Genomic DNA, 19,343 nt, shown 5'->3' on the forward strand with positions numbered 1-19,343 from the left:
ATGGAAAGGATATTTCTCGCAACCATGGTGTCGGCCGTGCTGCTGCTGATCGTGGCCTCTGACCTGCTGGTCAACGGCCCGGGCAGGCAGGATCAGGCCGCGGAGCTCGCCAACATTCAGCCCGTCATGGCGCGCCTCATCAGGTAGCTGAGAGATGCAGCGCTCGGTGGTTGCAAGACCAGTCGAACGTTCCCGAGGAACATTTCAGCCCTATCAGGACTTTTGATCTCCGCGCCTGCCACGGACGGCCAGCGCGATCCGGACAGGCTCAGCTCCGCTGTGGTAGGGGGAGCTGAGCCACTCCCGCGCCAACGCTTTCCGCGCTTGTCGCGCGGGGGGCTACCCCCCGCTCCTGTACACCTGGATATCGAGATCCCGGATCTTCTTCCGCAGCGTGTTGCGGTTGAGGCCGAGCAGATCGGCGGCGCGGATCTGGTTGCCGCGGGTGGCGGCGAGCGCGGCCGTCAGGAGCGGCACCTCGATCTCCTTGAGGATGCGGTGATAGAGGCCCGGCGGCGGCACGCCGTTCGGGAAGCCCTGGAAGTGCGATGAGAGATAGGCTTCCACCGCGCCGCCGAGATTGTCGACACCTTGCTGAACCGCGGCACCCGGGCTGACCGAGGGCGGCGCCAGCTCGCCGTCGATGACGGACGCGGTGATCACGTCCTGCGGATAGAGCGCGGCGAGGCGACGGGCGAGGTTCTCCAGCTCGCGCACGTTGCCGGGCCAGCGATGCTGCTTCATCCGCTCCAGCGCCAGCGCATCGAGCTTCTTCGGCGGCAATCCGTCCTTCTCGGCCAGCGCGAAGAAGTGTCGCACGAGATCCGGAAGATCCTCGATGCGTTCGCGCAAGGGCGGCAGCCGCAGGGGCACGACGTTGAGGCGGAAGAACAGGTCCTCGCGGAACAGCCCCTGCTGGATCAAGACGCGCAGATCCTTGTTGGAGGCCGCGACGATGCGCACGTCGGTCTTGATCGGGGTGCGGCCGCCCACCGTCGTGTATTCGCCCTGCTGCAGCACGCGCAGCAGGCGGGTCTGCGCTTCCATCGGCATGTCGCCGATTTCGTCGAGAAACAGCGTGCCGCCTTCGGCCTGCTCGAAGCGGCCCGACGCGCGCGTATTGGCGCCGGTGAAGGCGCCGCGCTCATGGCCGAACAGCTCGGATTCAATGAGGTCGCGCGGGATCGCCGCCATGTTGACCGCGACGAACGGGCCGTTGCGCCGCTTGCCGTAATCGTGCAGCGCGCGCGCCACCAGCTCCTTGCCGGTGCCCGATTCGCCCGTGATCATCACGGTGAGGTCGGTCTGCATCAGGCGCGCGAGCACGCGATAGATTTCCTGCATCGCCGGCGAGCGGCCGACCAGCGGGATCGCCTCCATCTCGGCGTCATCGTCCGCCGCCGCGACCCGCTCCTTCGGCTCGGCCAGCGCACGGCCGACGATGGCGATCAGCTCCTTCAGGTCGAACGGTTTCGGCAGATATTCATAGGCACCGCGCTCGGAGGCGCGGATCGCCGTCATGAAGGTGTTTTGCGCGCTCATGACGATGACGGGCAAATTCGGCCGCATCTTCTTGATCCGCGGCAAAAGGTCGAAGGCGTTTTCGTCCGGCATCACGACGTCGGTGATGACGAGATCGCCCTCCCCCTGGCTGACCCAACGCCACAACGTTGCGGCGTTGCCGGTCAGCCTGACTTCATAACCGGCCCGGGAAAGTGCCTGGTTGAGAACCGTGCGGATGGCGGTGTCGTCATCAGCTACGAGAATGCTACCTGCGGGCATCGTTAATCCTCATTTTGCCCCCTGTGATGCAGACGACGACTTCCCGGCAGAGCCGTCGCGACTGCTGTGATCTGCGTGTTTGACCGATGTCGAGTACATCGGCATCAGCACGCGGAAGGTGGTCTTGCGCGGCTGAGACTCGCATTCGATGATGCCGCCGAGATCGCCGACGATCTTGGCAACCAGAGCAAGACCGAGGCCAGAGCCGGTCTGCTTGGTGGTCACGAACGGGTCGAACAGGTTGGGCAGAAGATCGTCCGGCACGCCTGGTCCATTGTCCCTCACGCAGAATTCGAGCGGCAGGGATACCCGGGATTTTTGACCGGGGACTGACAGGCGCACGCCGGGGCGGAACGCGGTGGTGAGCTGGATCTCGGCGTCGGGGACGTCGATCAGCGCTTCGGCGGCATTCTTCACCAGATTGAGGAACACCTGGATCAGCTGGTCCTGGTTGGCCAGCACCGGCGGCAGCGAGGGATCGTAGTCCTCGATGAAGCGGATGTTGCGGGCAAAGCCTGACTGCGCCAGCCGCTTGACGTGATCGAGCACGGAATGGATGTTGACGGGACCGCGCACCACGGGTCGCTCGTCGCCGAACACCTCCATGCGGTCGACCAGCGTCACGATGCGATCGGCCTCGTCGCAGATCAGGCGGGTCAGCATGCGATCTTCGGAGGATGCCTGCTGCTCCAGGAGCTGCGCCGCGCCGCGGATGCCCGAGAGCGGATTCTTGATCTCATGCGCGAGCATCGCTGCCAGCGCGATCACCGAGCGCGCCGCGCTGCGGTGGGTGAGCTGGCGATCCATCTTGTCGGCGATGGAGCGCTCCTGCAGCATCACCACGATATGGCCGGGCCGCTCGGTGAGCGGGGCGACATGCAGATCGACCTGCCGATCGCCGCCCATGCGCGGCGTGCCGAGATCGACCTTGTATTCGTTGACCGGCGAATTCGAGGAACGCACCTGATCGATCAGCGCCAGCAAGGGGCTGCCGAACGGCACCAGCTCTTTCAGCGACTGGCGCTTCAGAAACTGCGTCGAGATGTCGAAGAACGCTTCGGTCGCGATATTGGCGGCGACGATCTTGCCGTCCGGCCCGATCATCAGCACGGGATTGGGCAAGGCATCGAGGATAGCCTCGCTGTCGGCCGGCTTGCGATGGTCGGCGGCTGAGCTCATGCAGCGGCGCTCCATGCAAAATCGTCGAATGCATCCTGCAGCGATTGGTGGACGAGCCCAGGATCCTCGGAGGTCAAAATCTTCTGGCGCCACGCCTTCAGTGTCTGGGCCGGCGTGCCGCTGGCCGCGGCCGCAACATCGAGGGCCCAGCCGAGATGCTTGCGCGCATGCCTGAGACCGACGCGCAGGCCATAGAGTGCGCAGACGCCCTCATACAGCGTGCGGACATAATGCAATTGCGTCACGAGCGAGGGCGTGGCTTCAGCCGCCCCGCCCTTCAGCCGTCGCCCGATCTCGCCGGGCAGCCAGGGCTGGCCGTTGGCGCCGCGACCGATCATCACGGCATCGGCGCCGGAGGCCTCGAGCGCCGCGAGCGCCTTCTCGTAAGAAGTGATGTCGCCATTGACGACAAGGGGAATGGAGATGGCCTCGCGCACCGCGCGGATCGCATCCCAATCGGCCTCGCCCTTGTAGAACTGGCAACGGGTGCGGCCGTGAACGGTGACGAGCCTGACGCCGGCGGCCTCCGCGCGACGCGCCAGCTCCGGCGCGTTGCGGGTGCGATCGTCCCAGCCGAGCCGCATCTTCAGCGTCACCGGCACTTTCACCGCCGATATCGTGGCTTCGATCAGGCCGACGGCGTGATCGAGATCGCGCATCAGGGCCGAGCCCGACTGGCCGCCGGTGACGTGACGGGCCGGACAGCCCATGTTGATGTCGATGATGTCGGCGCCTTCGGCCTCGGCAATCCGGGCGCCTTCCGCCATCCAATGCGCCTCGCAGCCGGCGAGCTGAACGACGTGAGGTCCGACACCGGTCGCTTCGCAGCGCAACCGCGACATGCGATGGCCGCTGGCGAGTTCATCGCTGGCGGTCATTTCGGAGACGACGAGACCGGCCCCCAGCTCGGCGGCCAGACGGCGGACGGGTGAGTCCGTCACTCCCGACATCGGTGCCAGGAAGACCGGGTTGGCGATTTCAATATCGCCTATTTTCAACGGCTTAGAGCCGGATACTGCCGAGCCGGTCACAGGGGTCTCGTTGCGTGGGCAGCGCCTCATCGCGCCTGCCATGATCTATCTTGCGCACAATTCTTGTGCAGTCAAGCGTCATGCCTACAGTTTAGACAGTTCTGCAGATCTTTCAAGTGCAGTGCAGCAAAATGCTTGACGCCACAATCCCGGGAAACCCCTTTTTTTGCGGGCCTGCCGTGCTAGAGCCATGCCGGCAATCACCCCACTCTCCCCGGCTCCCCCTTAGCAGTTGAATATTTGAGTCCTATGGCGAAATCACAGCGCACCGCAGTCGTTCTCGTTGCGGCCGGACGTGGCCTGCGCGCAGGCGCCGGCGGCCCCAAGCAATATCGAGAGATCGGCGGCGTGCCCGTGATCTACCGCGCCATGGAAGCGTTCAGCACCCATCCTGACGTGTTCGCCGTGCAGCCGGTGGTGAACCCCGACGACAGCGCCATGTTCGCTGCAGCGGTCGCAGGCCTCAAGCACGAGGCACCGACCCATGGTGGTGCGACGCGCCAGGCCTCGGTGCTGTCGGGCCTCGAAGCGCTTGCCAAGCACAAGCCCGACATCGTCCTGATTCATGACGCCGCGCGGCCCTTCGTCTCGGCGGGCGTGATCTCGCGTGCGATCGAGGCGGCCAGTCGCACCGGCGCCGCCATCCCCGTCGTCCCCGTCACCGACACCATCAAGGTCACCAGCGCCGACGGCAATGTCGAGGACACGCCTGACCGGGCGCGTTTGCGAATCGCGCAGACGCCGCAATCCTTTCGTTTCGATGTCATCCTCGAGGCGCATCGTCGCGCGGCCAAGGACGGACGATCTGATTTCACCGATGACGCTGCGATCGCCGAATGGGCGGGATTGACGGTTGCGACCTTTGAAGGCGATGTTGCGAATATGAAGCTCACCACCCCCGAGGATTTCGTGCGCGAGGAAGCGCGCCTGGCCAGCCTGCTCGGCGACATCAGGACCGGCACGGGATACGACGTGCACGCCTTCGGCGAAGGCGACCACCTCATGCTCTGCGGCGTGCGCGTGCCGCACACGAAAGGTTTTCTCGCGCATTCCGATGGCGACGTCGGCCTGCATGCCTTGGTCGATGCGATCCTCGGCGCGCTCGCCGATGGTGACATTGGTTCGCACTTCCCGCCGAGCGATGCGAAGTGGAAGGGCGCCTCCTCCGACCAGTTCCTGAAATACGCCATCGAGCGCGTTACGGCGCGCGGCGGCCGCATCGCCAATCTCGAGGTCACCATGATCTGCGAGCGGCCGAAGATCGGGCCGCTGCGCGATGCCATGCGTGCACGCATCGCCGAGATCTCCGGCGTCGACATCTCGCGCGTCGCGGTGAAGGCGACCACCAGCGAGCGGCTCGGCTTCACCGGCCGCGAGGAAGGCATCGCGGCCACCGCGAGCGCTACCATCCGCCTGCCCTGGAGCGCGTAAGGTCATGGGCGGCAGCGACGCACGCGCCCTCTCCCGCTCGCTGCTCGATTTGTGCCGGATGCGCAAGCTGACGATTGCGACCGCCGAGTCCTGCACCGGCGGCCTCGTGGCCGGCGCGCTGACCGACATCCCCGGCTCGTCCGACGTCATCGACCGCGGCTTCGTCACCTATTCCAATGATGCCAAGCGCGCGATGCTCGGCGTCGAGGCAACCACGCTCGCCAATTTCGGGGCCGTCAGCAAGGAGACCGCAACCGCAATGGCGGTCGGCGCACTCGAACGCGCGGATGTCGATCTTGCCGTTGCCATCACGGGCATCGCGGGCCCTGGCGGCGCCACGCCGGGCAAGCCGGTCGGCCTCGTCCATTTCGCCGCCGCTGCGCGCGACGGCCGCATCATCCATCGCGAGCAACGTTTTGGCGCGATCGGCCGCACCGCGGTGCGCCAGCGCTCGGTGGTCGAGGCGCTGCGCATGCTGATGGAGCTCGCCCGCGGCCCGCAAGCTGCCGCCAAGCCGCAACGCGCCGCCGCGAGCCGCCTGCGTCCCCGCGTCACGCGCACGCCGCGCCGCCATGCGGCAAAGCGCCGGCCGCCACGGTCGCCGCGGGGGTGACCGCACCCCGCGCTGTCGCGCGCAACGCGCGTTGCGGGACTGCGCGTCCTGATTGCTTTTCAAATTGCACGCAAATTTGTCGAAATCGATCGCGATGTGCGATGCAATGATGCGACTAAAACGTCGTAACGCTCAAGCGATCTTGCGCCGGAAAATATTGGCGCAATAATGCCGCTCTACGTTGTGATCCGGAATCAACCGGACCAGCATTGTGGAGGGCGACGAAGTGTTCGCTCGCGCCGCGGCTTCGGCCGCACTTGTTGTCACTTTGGCCGCCTTTGATGGTGCGGCCGCGCAAACGGCGAGTCAGCCGCCCGATACGATGGCGGCGCGGGTGGAAGCCTGCACGCCCTGCCACGGCAACAAGGGCGAAGGCACCAGCGATGTCTATTTCCCGCGCCTCGCCGGCAAGCCGTCGGGCTATCTCTACAATCAGCTGCTTGCTTTCAAGAGCGGCCGGCGGAAGTACCCGCCGATGAATTACCTGCTGGAATTCCTCACCGATCCGTACCTGCAGCAAATGGCGGAGTATTTCGCCGATCAGCATCCGCCTTTGCCGCCCGTCGCAGCCAACGATGCGAGCCAGGAGGTGCTGCAGCGCGGTCAGCTCCTGGTGTCGCGCGGTGACCCTCAGCGCCAGATACCGGCTTGCGGGAGCTGCCACGGACCGGCCTTGACCGGAATGGAGCCGGGAATTCCGGGCCTGCTCGGACTGCGGCCGAACTACATCAGCGCGCAATTGGGGGCGTGGCGCTATGGCACCCGCACCGCGAAAGCGCCGGACTGCATGCAGCAGGTCGCTGCCCGGCTGACCGAGGAGGACGTCACGGCAGTGGCGGCATGGCTTGCAAGCCGACAGGCCCCGGTGAACCTTGCTCCGGTACCCAAGGGCACCTACGTGCTGCCATTCGCCTGCGGCAGTGAAGGGGATTGAGGAGATGGGGATGCGTTGGTGCTCACCAATCCTTGGCGCCTGGCTGTTGCTCCTGGCCGTTTCGACCGCCGAGGCCCAGCAGGTCGACCCCGCCGGCAGCAACATCATCGCGCGCGGCGAATATCTGGCCCGCGCCGGCGATTGCATCGCCTGCCACACCGCGCCGGAGGGCCGAACATTCGCCGGCGCGCGCGCCATGCCGACACCGTTCGGGACTCTGTATTCGTCCAACATCACGCCGGACCGGGAGACCGGGATTGGCAAATGGACCGCGGAGGACTTTTACAAGTCGATGCATTACGGCCGCTTTCCCGACGGCGGACTGATGTATCCGGCAATGCCTTTCGCGTCCTACACCAAGGTTACACGCGCCGACACCGATGCGATCTTCGCCTATTTGAAGTCGATCCCGCCCGTGAACCAACGAAACCGCGAGCATGATCTGCGCTTCCCCTATGACAATCGCCAGCTCATCCTCGGCTGGCGCACGCTGTTCTTCAGCGAGGGCGAATTCAAGCCCGATCCGAGCAAATCGGCCGAATGGAATCGCGGCGCCTATCTGGTCGAAGGCCTCGGCCATTGCGGCATGTGCCACTCGCCGATCAATGCGCTCGGCGGCACCTCGCAGTCCGACGCCTTCAAGGGCGGCCTGATCCCGATGCAGAACTGGTACGCGCCCTCGCTGACCTCCAATCGCGAGGCAGGTCTCGGCGACTGGAGCATCAAGGACATCACCGACCTGCTCCAGACCGGCGTCTCAGCACGTGGCGTGGTTTACGGCCCGATGGCCGAGGTCGTGCACAACAGCCTGCAATATCTCAATGACGAAGACACCAGGGCGATGGCGGTGTACCTCAAGGGCATCGCCGAAGGCTCGTCACCGCCGCCGGCAAGCACGGTGCTCCCGAACACCGAGAGCAGCCTGCTGATCAGCCTCGGCAAGACCGTCTACGACAAGAATTGCGCCAGTTGTCACGGCACCCAGGGCGAAGGAAAGCCGCCGCACTGGCCACCGCTCGCCAACAATCAGTCGATCGAGATGCAGTCCGCGGTCAATCCGATCCGCATGGTGCTCAATGGCGGCTATCCGCCCGGCACCAAGGGCAATCCGATGCCCTACGGCATGCCGCCCTTCGCCGGTCTCCTCTCCGACAACGAGGTCGCGGCCGTCGTTTCCTACATCCGCACGGCCTGGGGCAATCGCGGCACGCCGGTGTCGGCGCGCGAGGCCAATGACCTGCGCTCCGCTCCGTTGAACTGAGGATCCGCCATGTTCAATTCCGATCCTCCGACAAGCCCGGCCGCCGCCGACGAGGCCGTTGAGGAAATCGTTGCGCAGGGGCCGTCAGGCGCCATCGTGCTGGCCGGCATAGCCACGGCCTGCGTGGTCGCGATGTGGCTCGCCTTCTATCTGTTCGTCTTCCTGCCGCGCGGGCCGCTGCAATGAGCGCAGAGCAAGCCCACGGCAGCAGCGTCGAGGTCGCCGCCCGCGCCGAACGGCGCTGGGCCGCGATCGCCGTCATCATCATCGTCGGCATGGCACTTCTCGCAGCTTTCGCCGGCATCCATCAGGCGACCATGCCGCAGCCGCGCGTCGAGACCACCGATCCCTCGCGGATTCATCTGTCCGGTGAATTCGTCGAGAGCAATCTCGGCAGTGTGCTGGAGGATAACGGCAATGTCACCGTGCGCGCGATCGGCCAGCAATATTCGTTCACGCCGGCGTGCATCGTGGTGCCCGTGGATACGCCGATCACGCTGCGCGCCACCAGCGCCGACGTCGTCCACGGCATCCTGATCCAGGGCACGAATATCAACACCATGCTGGTGCCCGGCTACATTTCCGAGCAGCTCATGCGCTTCACGCGGACCGGCGACTATCTGATGCCCTGCCAGGAGTTCTGCTCCTTCGGCCATGAGGGCATGTGGGGCAAGGTCAAGGTGATCGACAAGACCGAATTCGCAAGCCGCGCGAAGACCGGCGGGAGGCTGAGCTGTGTTGGCCAATAGAAAGCTCATCCTCGCCCATTTCTGGCTGGCCTTCGCCGTGTTCGGCGTCGCGCTGACTCTCGGCGCCTGGCAGATGTTCATTCGCAGCCCGCTCGGCACCTGGCTCTCCAACCCCGAGCTCTATTACCGCTCGCTGACCGCGCATGGCACGGTCATGGGCTATGTCTTCCCGACCCTGGTCGCGATGGGATTTGGTTATGCCATCAGCGAGTCCGCGCTGGAGCAGCGCCTGGTCGGCGTGCGCTGGGCCTGGACCGGGTTCTGGCTGATCGTCGCCGGCAGCGTCATGGCGGTGATCCCGATCGCGCTCGGGCGCGCCTCGGTACTCTACACATTCTATCCGCCGCTGATCGGCAACGTGTTCTACTATCTCGGCGTGGTGCTGGTCGTCGTCGGCTCCTGGATCTGGGTCGGCTTGATGTCGATCAATCTGCGCGTCTGGCGCAAGGCCCATCCCGGCGCGCCGGTGCCGCTGGCGATGTTCGCCAATGTCGCGGGCTCTTATCTGTGGGCCTGGACCGCGGTCGGCGCTGCGCTCGAGCTACTGCTGCAGATCATCCCGGTGGCGGCGGGTCTGAAGAACACCATCGATGCGGGTCTTGCCCGCATCTTCTTCTCCTGGACGTTGCACGCCATCGTCTATTTCTGGCTGATGCCGACCTATATCGCCTATTACACCATCGTGCCGCGCGCGATCGGCGGCCGGGTCTATTCCGACACCATGGCGCGGATCTCCTTCATCCTGTTCCTGGTGGTGGCGATGCCGATCGGCATGCACCACACGTTTGCCGATCCGCAAGTCGGTGCCGGTTTCAAATTCATCCATTCGGCCTTCACGGCACTGGTCGCACTGCCGACGCTGCTGACCGTGTTCACGATCTGCGCCTCGGTCGAGATCGCGGCGCGCCTGCGCGGCGGCCGCGGCCTGTTCGGCTGGATCGGGACCCTGCCCTGGGACAATCCGATGATGCTGGCGCTGGCGTTTTCGTTCGTCATGCTTGGCTTCGGCGGCGCCGGCGGCCTCATCAACATGAGCTATCAGCTCGATGCGTCCATCCACAACACGCAATGGATCACCGGCCATTTCCACCTGATCTTCGGCGGCGCCATCGTCATCATGTATTTTGCGATCGCCTATGACCTGTGGCCGCATCTGACCGGCCGCGAGCTGGTCGATGTCAGGCTGATCCGCACCCAGCTCTGGCTGTGGTTCATCGGCATGATCGTGACCACCTTCCCGTGGCACTGGGTCGGCATTCTGGGCATGCCGCGCCGAATGGCCTATTTCGACTTCGGCGATCCCGCGATCGCGCCGCAGGCGCTGTCCGTCACCCTGTCCGCAATCGGCGGCTTCATTCTGCTGACCTCGGGCATTCTCTTCCTGGTCATCCTGGCCCGCGGCATGCGCGGGCCGCAGGTTGACGCCGGTGCCTATCGCTTCGCCTCAGCCGTGCACCAACCCACGACGGTGCCGGTCGCGCTCAACACCCATGCACTATGGGTGGCGCTGATGATCGCGCTCACCATCACCAATTACGGCTACCCGATCCTCAACCTCGCGACATCTGCGGGAACGTCGGTGCCGGCCGTCTATGTCGGAGCGCAGTGATGAGCACGCGCGATCTCTTCAGCTTTCAAAATCGCCACTTCAAGACCGCCGTCGGCGTCACCGCCGCGATCCTGATCGTGACGGCAATTGCCGGTTTCGTCGTGCTGCCCTTCGCACAGCCCTGGATCCAGTTCGCCAACGTCTGGGATGCGATTTGCAGCGCCGCAGGCGTGGTGCAGCGGACCGCAAGCGTTACAGCGCCCGAACAGACGAAACGCTTGTCCGAGGTCGTGCTGACCTCGCGCACGCTGGCGCGTCCGAGCCAGGAGGCGATCGGTCGCGGCGCAACGCTGGCGCAGCGCTGCGCGATCTGCCACGGCCCGACCGGCATCAGCCGCGCGGATTCGCCGAACCTCGCAGGCCAATATGCCGCGGTGATCTACAAGGAGCTGCACGATTTCCGTTCCGGCGCGCGCAGCAATGCCGTGATGTCGCCGTTCGCCGTCAACCTGACCGACGACGAAATTGCCGATCTATCAAACTATTACGCCTATCTGCCACGGCTGCCGGCCTACCATCCGACGCCGCAACTGCCCAAGCCCAACATCGTCATCTATGGCGCGCCAATGCGCGGCATCGCGCCCTGCGGCGCTTGCCATGGCAGCCTCGACAACAAGACCGGCAGCCCATGGCTGGAGGGACAGTCGGAGGCCTACATGAAGGCACAGCTCCAGGCATTTGCCGAAGGCGAGCGCCGCAATGACATCAGCCAGCAGATGCGCAACATCGCCCGCGCCATGACGCCGCAGGAGATCGAGGCGGCCGCCGCGTATTACGCCTCGCAGCCGCCCGACATCGTGAAGGCAGTGGATTGAAGAAGGTTTCGTGCCCCGGACGCAGCGCAGCGCTCCTTCAGCGGTGCGCTGCAGAGCCGGGGCTCATCTCTCCGAGGCGTTCGTGCTGCGTGGGTCCCGGCTCTGCGCCGCAAAGCTGAGAACGATGCAGCGCGTCCGGGACACGAGAGTTACCTACGACGACGCGAGCTTCGGCCGGCCGTAGATCGCATCCGCCCGTTTTTCGAACGCGGTGGAAAACCGCGCGAAGGCAGCGTCGAACATCGAGCCCATCAGCATGGCCAGCATGCGGCTCTTGAACTCATAGGCGAGGAAGAAGCCGACGTCGCAGACGTCATTGCCGTCCTGCTGGCCTTTCGGCTCGAACGTCCAGCGGTTTTCCAGATTACTGAACGGACCTTGCAGATATTCGACCAGAATCTTCAAGTTGGCGCGATCGAGCGTGACCCGGCTGGTGAAGGACTCCTTGACCAGCTTGAAGGACACCGTCATGTCGGCGACCAGCACCTCGGTGCCATCGGGCTTGGCCATGCGCTGGCGGATCTTCAGCGCGCTGCACAGCGGCACGAACTCCGGGTAGCGCTCGACGTCGGCGACCAGATCAAACATCTCGGATGCGCTGTGGTTGACACGGCGCTTGCTCGAAAATCGGGGCATATCGGTTCAGCGCGCGGTCGCGGCCCGCGCGGCCTTCAGTCTCGCAAAATCCTCACCGGCGTGATGCGACGAGCGGGTCAGCGGGCTCGCCGACACCATCAGGAAGCCCTTGGTGTACGCGACCTTTTCGTAAGACGAAAACTCGTCCGGCGGCACGTAGCGCATCACGGCGTGATGCTTGCGGGTCGGCTGGAGATATTGACCGATGGTCAGGAAATCGACGTCGGCAGAGCGAAGATCGTCCATCACCTGCTGCACTTCGTGGCGCTCCTCGCCGAGGCCGACCATGATGCCGGACTTGGTGAAGATGGCGGGATCGAGCTCCTTGACCCGCTGCAGCAGCCGGATCGAGTGGAAATAGCGCGCGCCTGGCCGCACCGTGAGATAGCGCGACGGCACCGTCTCGAGATTGTGGTTGAAGACGTCGGGCCGCGCGGCGACGACGACTTCCAGCGCGCCCTCCTTGCGCAGGAAGTCCGGCGTCAGGATCTCGATCGTCGTCGAGGGACAGGCAGCGCGGATCGCGCGGATGGTGTGAGCAAAGTGCTCGGCGCCGCCGTCGGCGAGATCGTCGCGGTCGACCGAGGTGATGACGACGTGGGCGAGACCCAGCTTGGCGACGGCCTCGGCGACGTTCTGCGGCTCGGCCGCATCCAGCGCATTGGGCAGGCCGGTCTTGACGTTGCAGAAGGCGCAGGCCCGGGTGCAGGTGTCACCCATGATCATGAAGGTCGCGTGCTTCTTGTCCCAGCACTCGCCGATGTTCGGGCAGCCTGCCTCCTCGCACACCGTGTGCAGGCCGTTGGCGCGCACGATGTTGCGGGTGTCGGCATAGCCGCGGGTGTTGGGCGCGCGCACGCGGATCCAGTCCGGCTTCGGCGGCGAAGCGGAATCGGGGCGGTTCACCTTTTCGGGGTGGCGCGGGCGCAGCGGGTTCGTGATGGTATCGACAATAACGACCATGATCTGTCCGGTCTGTTCAGGTCCTACCTAGTCGGTCTGGCTGTCTGCCGCAACCCGGCTCGCGCCGCTTCAGGGAACATGGCAGATATGGGCAATATCCTGCTCTGTTCTCAGGCGATTCTCACCTCGAATGGCTCCAGTCTCGAAGACTTCCACGCCCCGGCTCGGCAAGGCCCTGAAGCGCAGCTTTTTCGACCGCGACGTCCGCGAGGTCGCGCGCGATCTGATCGGGGCGACCATGCTGGTCGACGGCGTCGGCGGCATCATCGTCGAGGTCGAGGCCTATCATCATACCGAGCCGGCGGCGCACTCCTACAACGGTCCGACGCCGCGGAACCAGATCATGTTCGGCCCGCCCGGCTTTGCCTATGTGTACCGCTCCTACGGCATCCATTGGTGCGTCAACTTCGTCTGCGAAGAGGCGGGCTCGGCCAGCGCCGTGTTGATCCGCGCGCTGGAGCCGACCCATGGCCTCGCCGCGATGCGCCGCCGCCGCCATCTCCAGGAGGTGCACGCGCTGTGCTCGGGCCCGGGCAAGCTGACCGAGGCCCTCGGCATCACCATTGCGCACAACACCCTGCCGCTAGACCGACCGCCGATCGCACTGCATGCACGGACGGAGGATGTCGAGGTCGCGACCGGCATCCGGATCGGCATCACCAAGGCGGTCGAGCTGCCCTGGCGCTATGGCGTCAGAGGCTCGAAGTTTCTGAGCAAGCCGTTTCCGAAGTGATCATCGTCATTCCGGGGCGGCTCGAAGAGCCGAACCCGGAATTTCGAGATTCCGGATTCGATGCTTCGCATCGCTCCGGAATGACGGTGGTGGGGCTACGACGCCTGCTTGAGCCGCTCCAGCGCCTCGAGCAGCTTGGCCTTGCGGGCCAGCGCCGCCTCGCGCTTTTCGCGCTCTTCCTCAACGACCTCCTCGGCCGCGTTGGCGACGAACTTTTCGTTGGCGAGCTTGGACTCGGCACGCTTGATGTCGGCATCGGCCTTGCCGATTTCCTTGTCGAGGCGTGCACGCTCGGCGGCGAAATCGACCACGCCCTTCAGCGGCAGCGCGGCGACCTCGCCACGGACGAGGAGTTGAACCGCACCGTCAGGTGCGCGATCGGCGAAGGAGATGTCCGACAGCCGCGCCATCCGCTTGATGACGTCGGTCCAGCGCGGCGCGCGCTCCCTGGTCTCCGCCGAGGCCCCCGCGAGCACCAGCGCGGTCAAAGTCGCCGGCGCAATGTTCATCTCGGCGCGCACCGAGCGGATCTGCGTGATCAGGTCGATCACCCAGCCGATCTCCGCTTCCGCCTTGGGATCGGTGAAGTCGGCATGGTCGAAGATCGGCATCACGAACGCCGGCGAGACCAGTGGATCGGTCGGTCCGGCCGCAGCCGCAAGCATCGCAAGCTGCTCCGTCGTCGGTTCGGTCCGCTTCAGCGGCCATGGCGCCAGCGCGAGCAGCCCGTCGCGCTTGGCCGTCACCTCCCACAGCTCTTCGGTGATGAAGGGCATGAAGGGGTGCAACAGCTTCAGGATCTCGTCGCGCGCCCAGGCGACCATGGCGCGGGTCTCGTCCTTGGCGGGGCTATCAGGGCCGAGCAGCACGGGCTTGGCGAGCTCGACATACCAGTCGCAATAGACGTTCCAGACGAAGCGGTAGATGCTGCCTGCGGCATCGTTGAAGCGATAGGCTTCGATGGCCTCGGTCACCTCGCGCGTGGTTTGCGCACTCTCATGCGCGATCCAGCGGTTCAGCGTTTCCTTGGCCTTTGCCGGCTCGAAGCCCTCGGGCACGGCGCAATTGTTCATCTCGGCGAAGCGCGAGGCGTTCCAGAGCTTGGTCGCGAAATTGCGGTAGCCCTCGACGCGGCTGGTGGCGAGCTTGATGTCGCGTCCTTGTGCGGCCATCGCGGCCAGCGTGAAGCGCAGTGCGTCGGCTCCATATTCGTCGATCAGGTTGAGCGGATCGATGACGTTGCCTTTCGACTTCGACATCTTGGCGCCCTTCTCGTCGCGGACGAGGGCGTGGATGTAGATCGTCGAGAACGGGATCTCCTTCATGAAGTGAAGGCCCATCATCATCATCCGGGCGACCCAGAAGAAGATGATGTCGAAGCCGGTCACCAGCGCATTGGTCGGGTAATAGCGCTGCACTTCGGGCGCATCTTCAGGCCAGCCGAGCGTCGAGAACGGCCACAGCGCCGAGGAGAACCAGGTGTCGAGCACGTCCTCATCGCGCGTGATGAAGCCTTCGCGCTTGTTGCGGTCGAGCGCCATCTCGCGGCCCTGCTCGGCCGTGATGACCTCCTGCTCGACGTAATAGCCGAGCGCGTGGCTGATCGCCTCCTCCTCGGTCTCCGCGACGAACACCTTGCCGTCGGGGCCGTACCAGGCCGGGATCTGATGGCCCCACCAGAGCTGGCGCGAGATGCACCAGGGCTGGATGTTCTCCATCCACTCGTAATAGGTCTTTTCCCAGTTCTTCGGCACGAAGGTCGTCTCGCCCGAACGCACCGCCGCGATCGCGGGTTTTGCCAGCGTCTTGGCGTCGACATACCACTGGTCCGTGAGATACGGCTCGATCACGCTGCCCGACCGATCGCCGTGCGGGACCATGTGGGTGTGCGGCTCGATGCGCTCGACAAAGCCGAACGATTCCAGCCGCTCCACGATGCGCTTGCGCGCCGCGAAGCGGTCGACCTTGTGGAACTCCTCGGCGAATTGCGCGGCGCCTTCCGGCAGGCCCTTCAGATAGTCCTCGTTGTCGAGGAGGTCGAGGCAGCCTTCCTTGTCCAGCACGCTGATGCGGCGCAGGCCGTGGCGATTGCCGACCTCGAAATCGTTGAAGTCGTGCGCCGGCGTCACCTTGACCGCGCCCGAACCCTTTTCGGGATCGGAGTATTCGTCCGCGACAATCTTGATCTTGCGGCCGACCAGCGGCAGGACCACGTTCTTGCCGATCAGCTTCTGATAGCGCTCATCCTCGGGATGCACGGCCACGCCGGTGTCGCCGAGCATGGTCTCGGGCCGTGTCGTCGCAACCACGATGAAGGTGGAGCGATCCTCCGGGTCGAAACTCTTCCCCTCGATCGGATAGCGCAAATACCAGAGGTGGCCCTTCACCTCGGTCTGCTGCACTTCGAGATCGGAGATCGCGGTGAGCAGCTTGGTGTCCCAGTTCACCAGCCGCTTGTCCTTGTAAATCAGCCCATCGCGGTGCAGCTCGACGAACACCTTGATGACGGCCTTGGACAGGCCCTCGTCCATGGTGAAGCGCTCGCGCGACCAGTCGCAGGAGGCGCCGAGGCGCTTGAGCTGGTTGATGATGGTGTCGCCGCTCTCGGCCTTCCACTGCCAGACCCGCTCGAGGAACTTCTCGCGGCCCATCTCGCGGCGGCCGGGCTGCTGGCGCTCCATCAGCTGGCGCTCGACCACCATCTGGGTCGCGATGCCAGCATGGTCGGTACCGGGCTGCCACAGCACGTCGCGGCCGCGCATGCGCTCGAACCGGCACAGGATGTCCTGCAGCGTATTGTTGAGGGCGTGGCCCATGTGCAGCGAGCCCGTCACGTTCGGCGGCGGGATCACAATGGTGAAGGGCACCGCGTCGCGGCGGTCGGGACGGCCGGCCTTGAAAGCAAGGCTGTCCTCCCACACGACGGACATGCGGGCTTCGATATCGGCGGGCTGGTAGTTTTTCTCGATCATGGGGCTGCTAGAAAGCCGCGCGCGGGGTTCAAGTCAACGGAAAGCTCAGCGGCAAAAGGGCTTTCCGGCCCGACCGGCAGGTCAAGTATGACATAGGAGCAGGGCTTTATCGGGGCCGGACGGCCCGGTTCAGCGGCCGCCGCGCGAGACCCGCTCGATTTCCGCCTTCACAATGCGCTCGACCAGGCCCGGCAGATTGTCGTCGAGCCAGGATTTCAGCATCGGGCGCAGCATCTCCTTGACCAGATCCTCCAGCGTCCGCGCGTTGCTGCTGAGCACCGTGTGGGCCAGCGAGTTGAAGGCGGATTCGACCGCCGAGACGGTCGACTGGGCGAGAATCGGCTGCTGCGGCGGCAGTGGCGGCGCGTCATAATCGACCGGCGCGTAGGACGGCGGAGGTGTCGGACGCGGCGGCGGCGCCTCGGCGAATTCGAGATCGTCGCGTGGCTCGACCTTGCGGAAGCTGGGCGGTGGCGGCGCCGGTGTCGGCTCCGGATCCATCGCCATCTCGTCAGTCAGCTCCAGCACGTCGGGCTCTGGCTCAGGCTCGGGTTCTGGCTCCGGAGCCCGCATCTCGGGCGCAGGCGTGGCCTCGTCGAGCCCAGCCAGCAGCGCGTCGATGTCGTCCTGGCTGTTGGGACCGGCATCAGCGTCCGGCGCGGGCGGCGGTGGCGGCGCGGGTTTCGCAGCCGGCGGCGGCGCGGGCTTTTCGGCGGCAGGTTTTGCAGGCGCGATCTTGGATGGAGGAATGTCGGCCATCGGCTTCGCTGCGGGCGCTGCCGGCTTTGCAGCCTCGGCGGGCGGCGGCTTCGCCTCGTCATCGGCAATGATGCGCCGGATCGAGGCCAGAATCTCCTCCATGGAGGGTTCTGTGACCTTTGCAGGCTGCGTCATCTCCGACTCCACATCATCAACGCCCTCGCATGCGTTGTTTTACACCAAGCACGACGGGATTGGCCGGTTCCGGACGTGTGCCCCGACAATTTCGTCGCGACAGCCAGACTTGTCCCCAGATCACGGCTCAACGAGAGGCGGCGCGCCCCTGCCCCGTCACTCAAGCAACACGCACGCAACATCGGATGCGGGCCGAATCGACCAGCAGCATCTTGGCAAGGCTATGTCAGGGCTTTTGACGATTGCAAGCAAAGCGCCGGTCGGTCTCTGCAGTTTGCGAGGCCGACCGGAGAACTACGGCAATCAGCGTCCGTCAGGCGTACGCACGCCGGCCCAGCTGTCGCGGACCTGCTGGTAGTGCACGCTCGGATCATAGACGGTGGTGTTGAGGCCGAGCACCTGCGGTGCGAGGCGGCCGACGGCGGCGAGCACATTGTAGGATGCAACGACCCGATCGTGCTGTGCGGTAACAAGCGCGACGCGCGCATTGACCAGCGCCTGCTGGGCATTGAGGACGTCCAGCGTCGTGCGCTGACCGGCCTTGGCCTCTTCGCGTACACCGTTCAGCGCGATCTCGGACGCGGTCACCTGCGCCTGCGCGGACTGCACCTGCGCCTTTCCGGCCTGCAAAGTCCCCCAGAACTGCACCACGTTGGCGCGAACCGTGTCGCGAGTCTTTTCGAGGTTCAGACGTTGCTGCGCCAGGTTTTCCTTGGATTGGCGGATCAGCGAATATTCTGCGCCGCCCTGGTAGATCGGCACGGAAGCCGTCGCGATGGCCGACGCGGTGCTCGTTCGGAAGACCGTCAGCTGCTGCTGGTAGGCCGTGCTGGCAGTCGCCGCGACCGTGACCGTCGGCAGCAACGCGCCTTCGTTGATCTTGACCTGGAGATAGTTGACGTCGATGCCGTACATCGCAGCCGTGACGTCGGGATGTTCGGTCAGGCTGAGCTCGACGGCCGAGGCAAGCGTCGGCGGTAGGAACCGGTCGACCGGCGAGCCCGGCGCCAGATTCGCCGGCTCGTTTCCGATGATCCGGCGGAAATTTGCGCGCGTCGTCGTGAGCGTCGATTCCGCGGTCAGCGCTTGAGTCTTGCCGGCGGCGAGCTGCGCCTCCGATTGTGCGACGTCCGTGCGTGTCACCTCGCCCACGTTGAAGCGATCACGCGTCTGCTTCAGCGTCTGTTCGAGCACGCGCACGTTGCTGCGCTGGACCTCCAGTGTCGCGGAGTCGCGCAGATAGTCCATATAGATCGTAGCTGCACTCAGAAGCACGGATTGGTCCATGCTGCGCAGCGCCTCGCGCGTGCCGGAGACCTGGCTCTCCGCTGCGCGCGTCTTGTTGGCGGTCTGATTGCCATTGTAGAGAGTCTGGCTGACGCTCACGCTGGCGGCGTTGGGCTGAAGAGGCGGATCGCTATGGATCGCAAGGCCCTTCTGCGTCGCCTGGACATCCTGATACTGATACCCAGAGCTGAGGCTCAAATTGACCTTGGGGCGATAGCCGGACAGGGCTTGGGGCACGCCTTCGTCGGTCGAGCGTACCTGCGCGCGCTGTGCGTTGAGCTGCGGATTGTTCTGATAGGCGCGCACCAGCGCAGCCTCGATCGTATCCGCCAATGCAGGCGTCGGCCCGGCAAGTGCCATCAGCAGGACCGATACTGCCGCTCCGGTGAAAAGCTTCACCCCATGCATCCCTGAAATTCCGTTCATTCTCACGCCAAGCTCGTGCCCGCGAGCC

General features: G+C 65.1%; 18 protein-coding genes. 10 read left to right on the forward strand and 8 right to left on the reverse strand.

Translation table 11 applies throughout. From position 1 onward, the window contains the following. Complete coding sequence (locus XH91_RS38890; protein ID WP_164933959.1) at positions 1-147, forward strand: hypothetical protein; 147 nt, start codon at positions 1-3, stop codon at positions 145-147. A gap of 192 nt (positions 148-339) precedes the next feature. Here the strand turns inward: XH91_RS38890 and ntrC are convergent, their stop codons facing one another. Genes ntrC through dusB form a run of 3 tightly spaced genes read right to left on the reverse strand, consistent with a single transcriptional unit; the run spans position 340 to position 3,959 of the window. Beyond that, complete coding sequence (gene ntrC, locus XH91_RS18390; protein ID WP_128951875.1) at positions 340-1,782, reverse strand: nitrogen regulation protein NR(I); 1,443 nt, start codon at positions 1,780-1,782, stop codon at positions 340-342. 9 nt (positions 1,783-1,791) lie between these two features. Continuing rightward, a complete protein-coding gene (locus tag XH91_RS18395; protein WP_128951876.1) occupies positions 1,792-2,961 on the reverse strand; it encodes a two-component system sensor histidine kinase NtrB in 1,170 nt (389 codons plus the stop codon). Further along, positions 2,958-3,959: a tRNA dihydrouridine synthase DusB gene (gene dusB, locus XH91_RS18400; protein ID WP_206733141.1), complete on the reverse strand. Its 1,002-nt coding sequence runs from the start codon at positions 3,957-3,959 to the stop codon at positions 2,958-2,960. Before dusB ends, XH91_RS18395 begins: the two co-directional genes overlap by 4 nt. Positions 3,960-4,241: 282 nt before the next feature. Here dusB and XH91_RS18405 point away from each other — a divergent pair, with 282 nt between their 5' ends. From XH91_RS18405 to XH91_RS18435, 8 genes are all read left to right on the forward strand, one after another. Further along, positions 4,242-5,423 carry a bifunctional 2-C-methyl-D-erythritol 4-phosphate cytidylyltransferase/2-C-methyl-D-erythritol 2,4-cyclodiphosphate synthase gene (locus XH91_RS18405; protein WP_128951877.1) on the forward strand — a complete coding sequence of 394 codons (1,182 nt, stop codon included), beginning with the start codon at positions 4,242-4,244 and terminating at the stop codon, positions 5,421-5,423. Positions 5,424-5,427: 4 nt separating this feature from the next. Next, a complete protein-coding gene (locus XH91_RS18410) occupies positions 5,428-6,036 on the forward strand; it encodes a CinA family protein (RefSeq protein WP_128951878.1) in 609 nt (202 codons plus the stop codon). A 226-nt stretch (positions 6,037-6,262) separates the two neighbouring features. Next, entirely contained in the window at positions 6,263-6,970 is a 708-nt protein-coding gene (locus XH91_RS18415) for a c-type cytochrome (protein WP_128951879.1), read from the forward strand. Positions 6,971-6,980: 10 nt separating this feature from the next. Beyond that, positions 6,981-8,231 (forward strand): cytochrome c, encoded by a 1,251-nt coding sequence (locus XH91_RS18420; protein ID WP_128951880.1) that lies wholly within the window; start codon positions 6,981-6,983, stop codon positions 8,229-8,231. Between the two features lie 9 nt (positions 8,232-8,240). Continuing rightward, complete coding sequence (locus tag XH91_RS38895) at positions 8,241-8,417, forward strand: hypothetical protein (RefSeq protein ID WP_164933822.1); 177 nt, start codon at positions 8,241-8,243, stop codon at positions 8,415-8,417. Next, positions 8,414-8,980, forward strand: coding sequence for a cupredoxin domain-containing protein (locus XH91_RS18425; protein WP_128951881.1), 567 nt, complete (start codon positions 8,414-8,416; stop codon positions 8,978-8,980). The genes XH91_RS38895 and XH91_RS18425 overlap by 4 nt, the downstream gene beginning before the upstream one ends. Further along, positions 8,967-10,589: a b(o/a)3-type cytochrome-c oxidase subunit 1 gene (locus XH91_RS18430; protein ID WP_128951882.1), complete on the forward strand. Its 1,623-nt coding sequence runs from the start codon at positions 8,967-8,969 to the stop codon at positions 10,587-10,589. Before XH91_RS18425 ends, XH91_RS18430 begins: the two co-directional genes overlap by 14 nt. Continuing rightward, the gene (locus tag XH91_RS18435; RefSeq protein WP_164933821.1) at positions 10,589-11,404 is read left to right on the forward strand and encodes a c-type cytochrome; all 816 of its coding nucleotides are present in this window, start codon (positions 10,589-10,591) and stop codon (positions 11,402-11,404) included. Before XH91_RS18430 ends, XH91_RS18435 begins: the two co-directional genes overlap by 1 nt. A gap of 153 nt (positions 11,405-11,557) precedes the next feature. Here XH91_RS18435 and XH91_RS18440 read toward each other — a convergent pair whose 3' ends face one another. Together XH91_RS18440 and lipA are read right to left on the reverse strand one after the other, a co-directional pair. Then, the gene (locus tag XH91_RS18440; protein ID WP_128951884.1) at positions 11,558-12,040 is read right to left on the reverse strand and encodes a type II toxin-antitoxin system RatA family toxin; all 483 of its coding nucleotides are present in this window, start codon (positions 12,038-12,040) and stop codon (positions 11,558-11,560) included. A gap of 6 nt (positions 12,041-12,046) precedes the next feature. Further along, positions 12,047-13,003 (reverse strand): lipoyl synthase, encoded by a 957-nt coding sequence (gene lipA, locus XH91_RS18445; RefSeq protein ID WP_128951885.1) that lies wholly within the window; start codon positions 13,001-13,003, stop codon positions 12,047-12,049. 130 nt (positions 13,004-13,133) lie between these two features. On the opposite strand from lipA, the gene XH91_RS18450 reads away from it, so the two are divergent. Further along, complete coding sequence (locus XH91_RS18450; RefSeq protein ID WP_128951886.1) at positions 13,134-13,736, forward strand: DNA-3-methyladenine glycosylase; 603 nt, start codon at positions 13,134-13,136, stop codon at positions 13,734-13,736. 95 nt (positions 13,737-13,831) lie between these two features. Here XH91_RS18450 and XH91_RS18455 read toward each other — a convergent pair whose 3' ends face one another. The 3 genes from XH91_RS18455 to XH91_RS18465 all read right to left on the reverse strand — a co-directional run bounded on the left by XH91_RS18455 (position 13,832) and on the right by XH91_RS18465 (position 19,297). Further along, positions 13,832-16,708 carry a valine--tRNA ligase gene (locus XH91_RS18455; RefSeq protein WP_128951887.1) on the reverse strand — a complete coding sequence of 959 codons (2,877 nt, stop codon included), beginning with the start codon at positions 16,706-16,708 and terminating at the stop codon, positions 13,832-13,834. Between the two features lie 129 nt (positions 16,709-16,837). Next, positions 16,838-17,602, reverse strand: coding sequence for a PopZ family protein (locus tag XH91_RS18460; protein WP_164933820.1), 765 nt, complete (start codon positions 17,600-17,602; stop codon positions 16,838-16,840). A gap of 303 nt (positions 17,603-17,905) precedes the next feature. Then, a complete protein-coding gene (locus XH91_RS18465) occupies positions 17,906-19,297 on the reverse strand; it encodes a TolC family outer membrane protein (protein WP_128954900.1) in 1,392 nt (463 codons plus the stop codon). Between the last annotated feature and the right edge of the window lie 46 nt (positions 19,298-19,343).

It is taken from the genome of Bradyrhizobium guangzhouense, from assembly GCF_004114955.1.
Taxonomy (GTDB): domain Bacteria; phylum Pseudomonadota; class Alphaproteobacteria; order Rhizobiales; family Xanthobacteraceae; genus Bradyrhizobium; species Bradyrhizobium guangzhouense.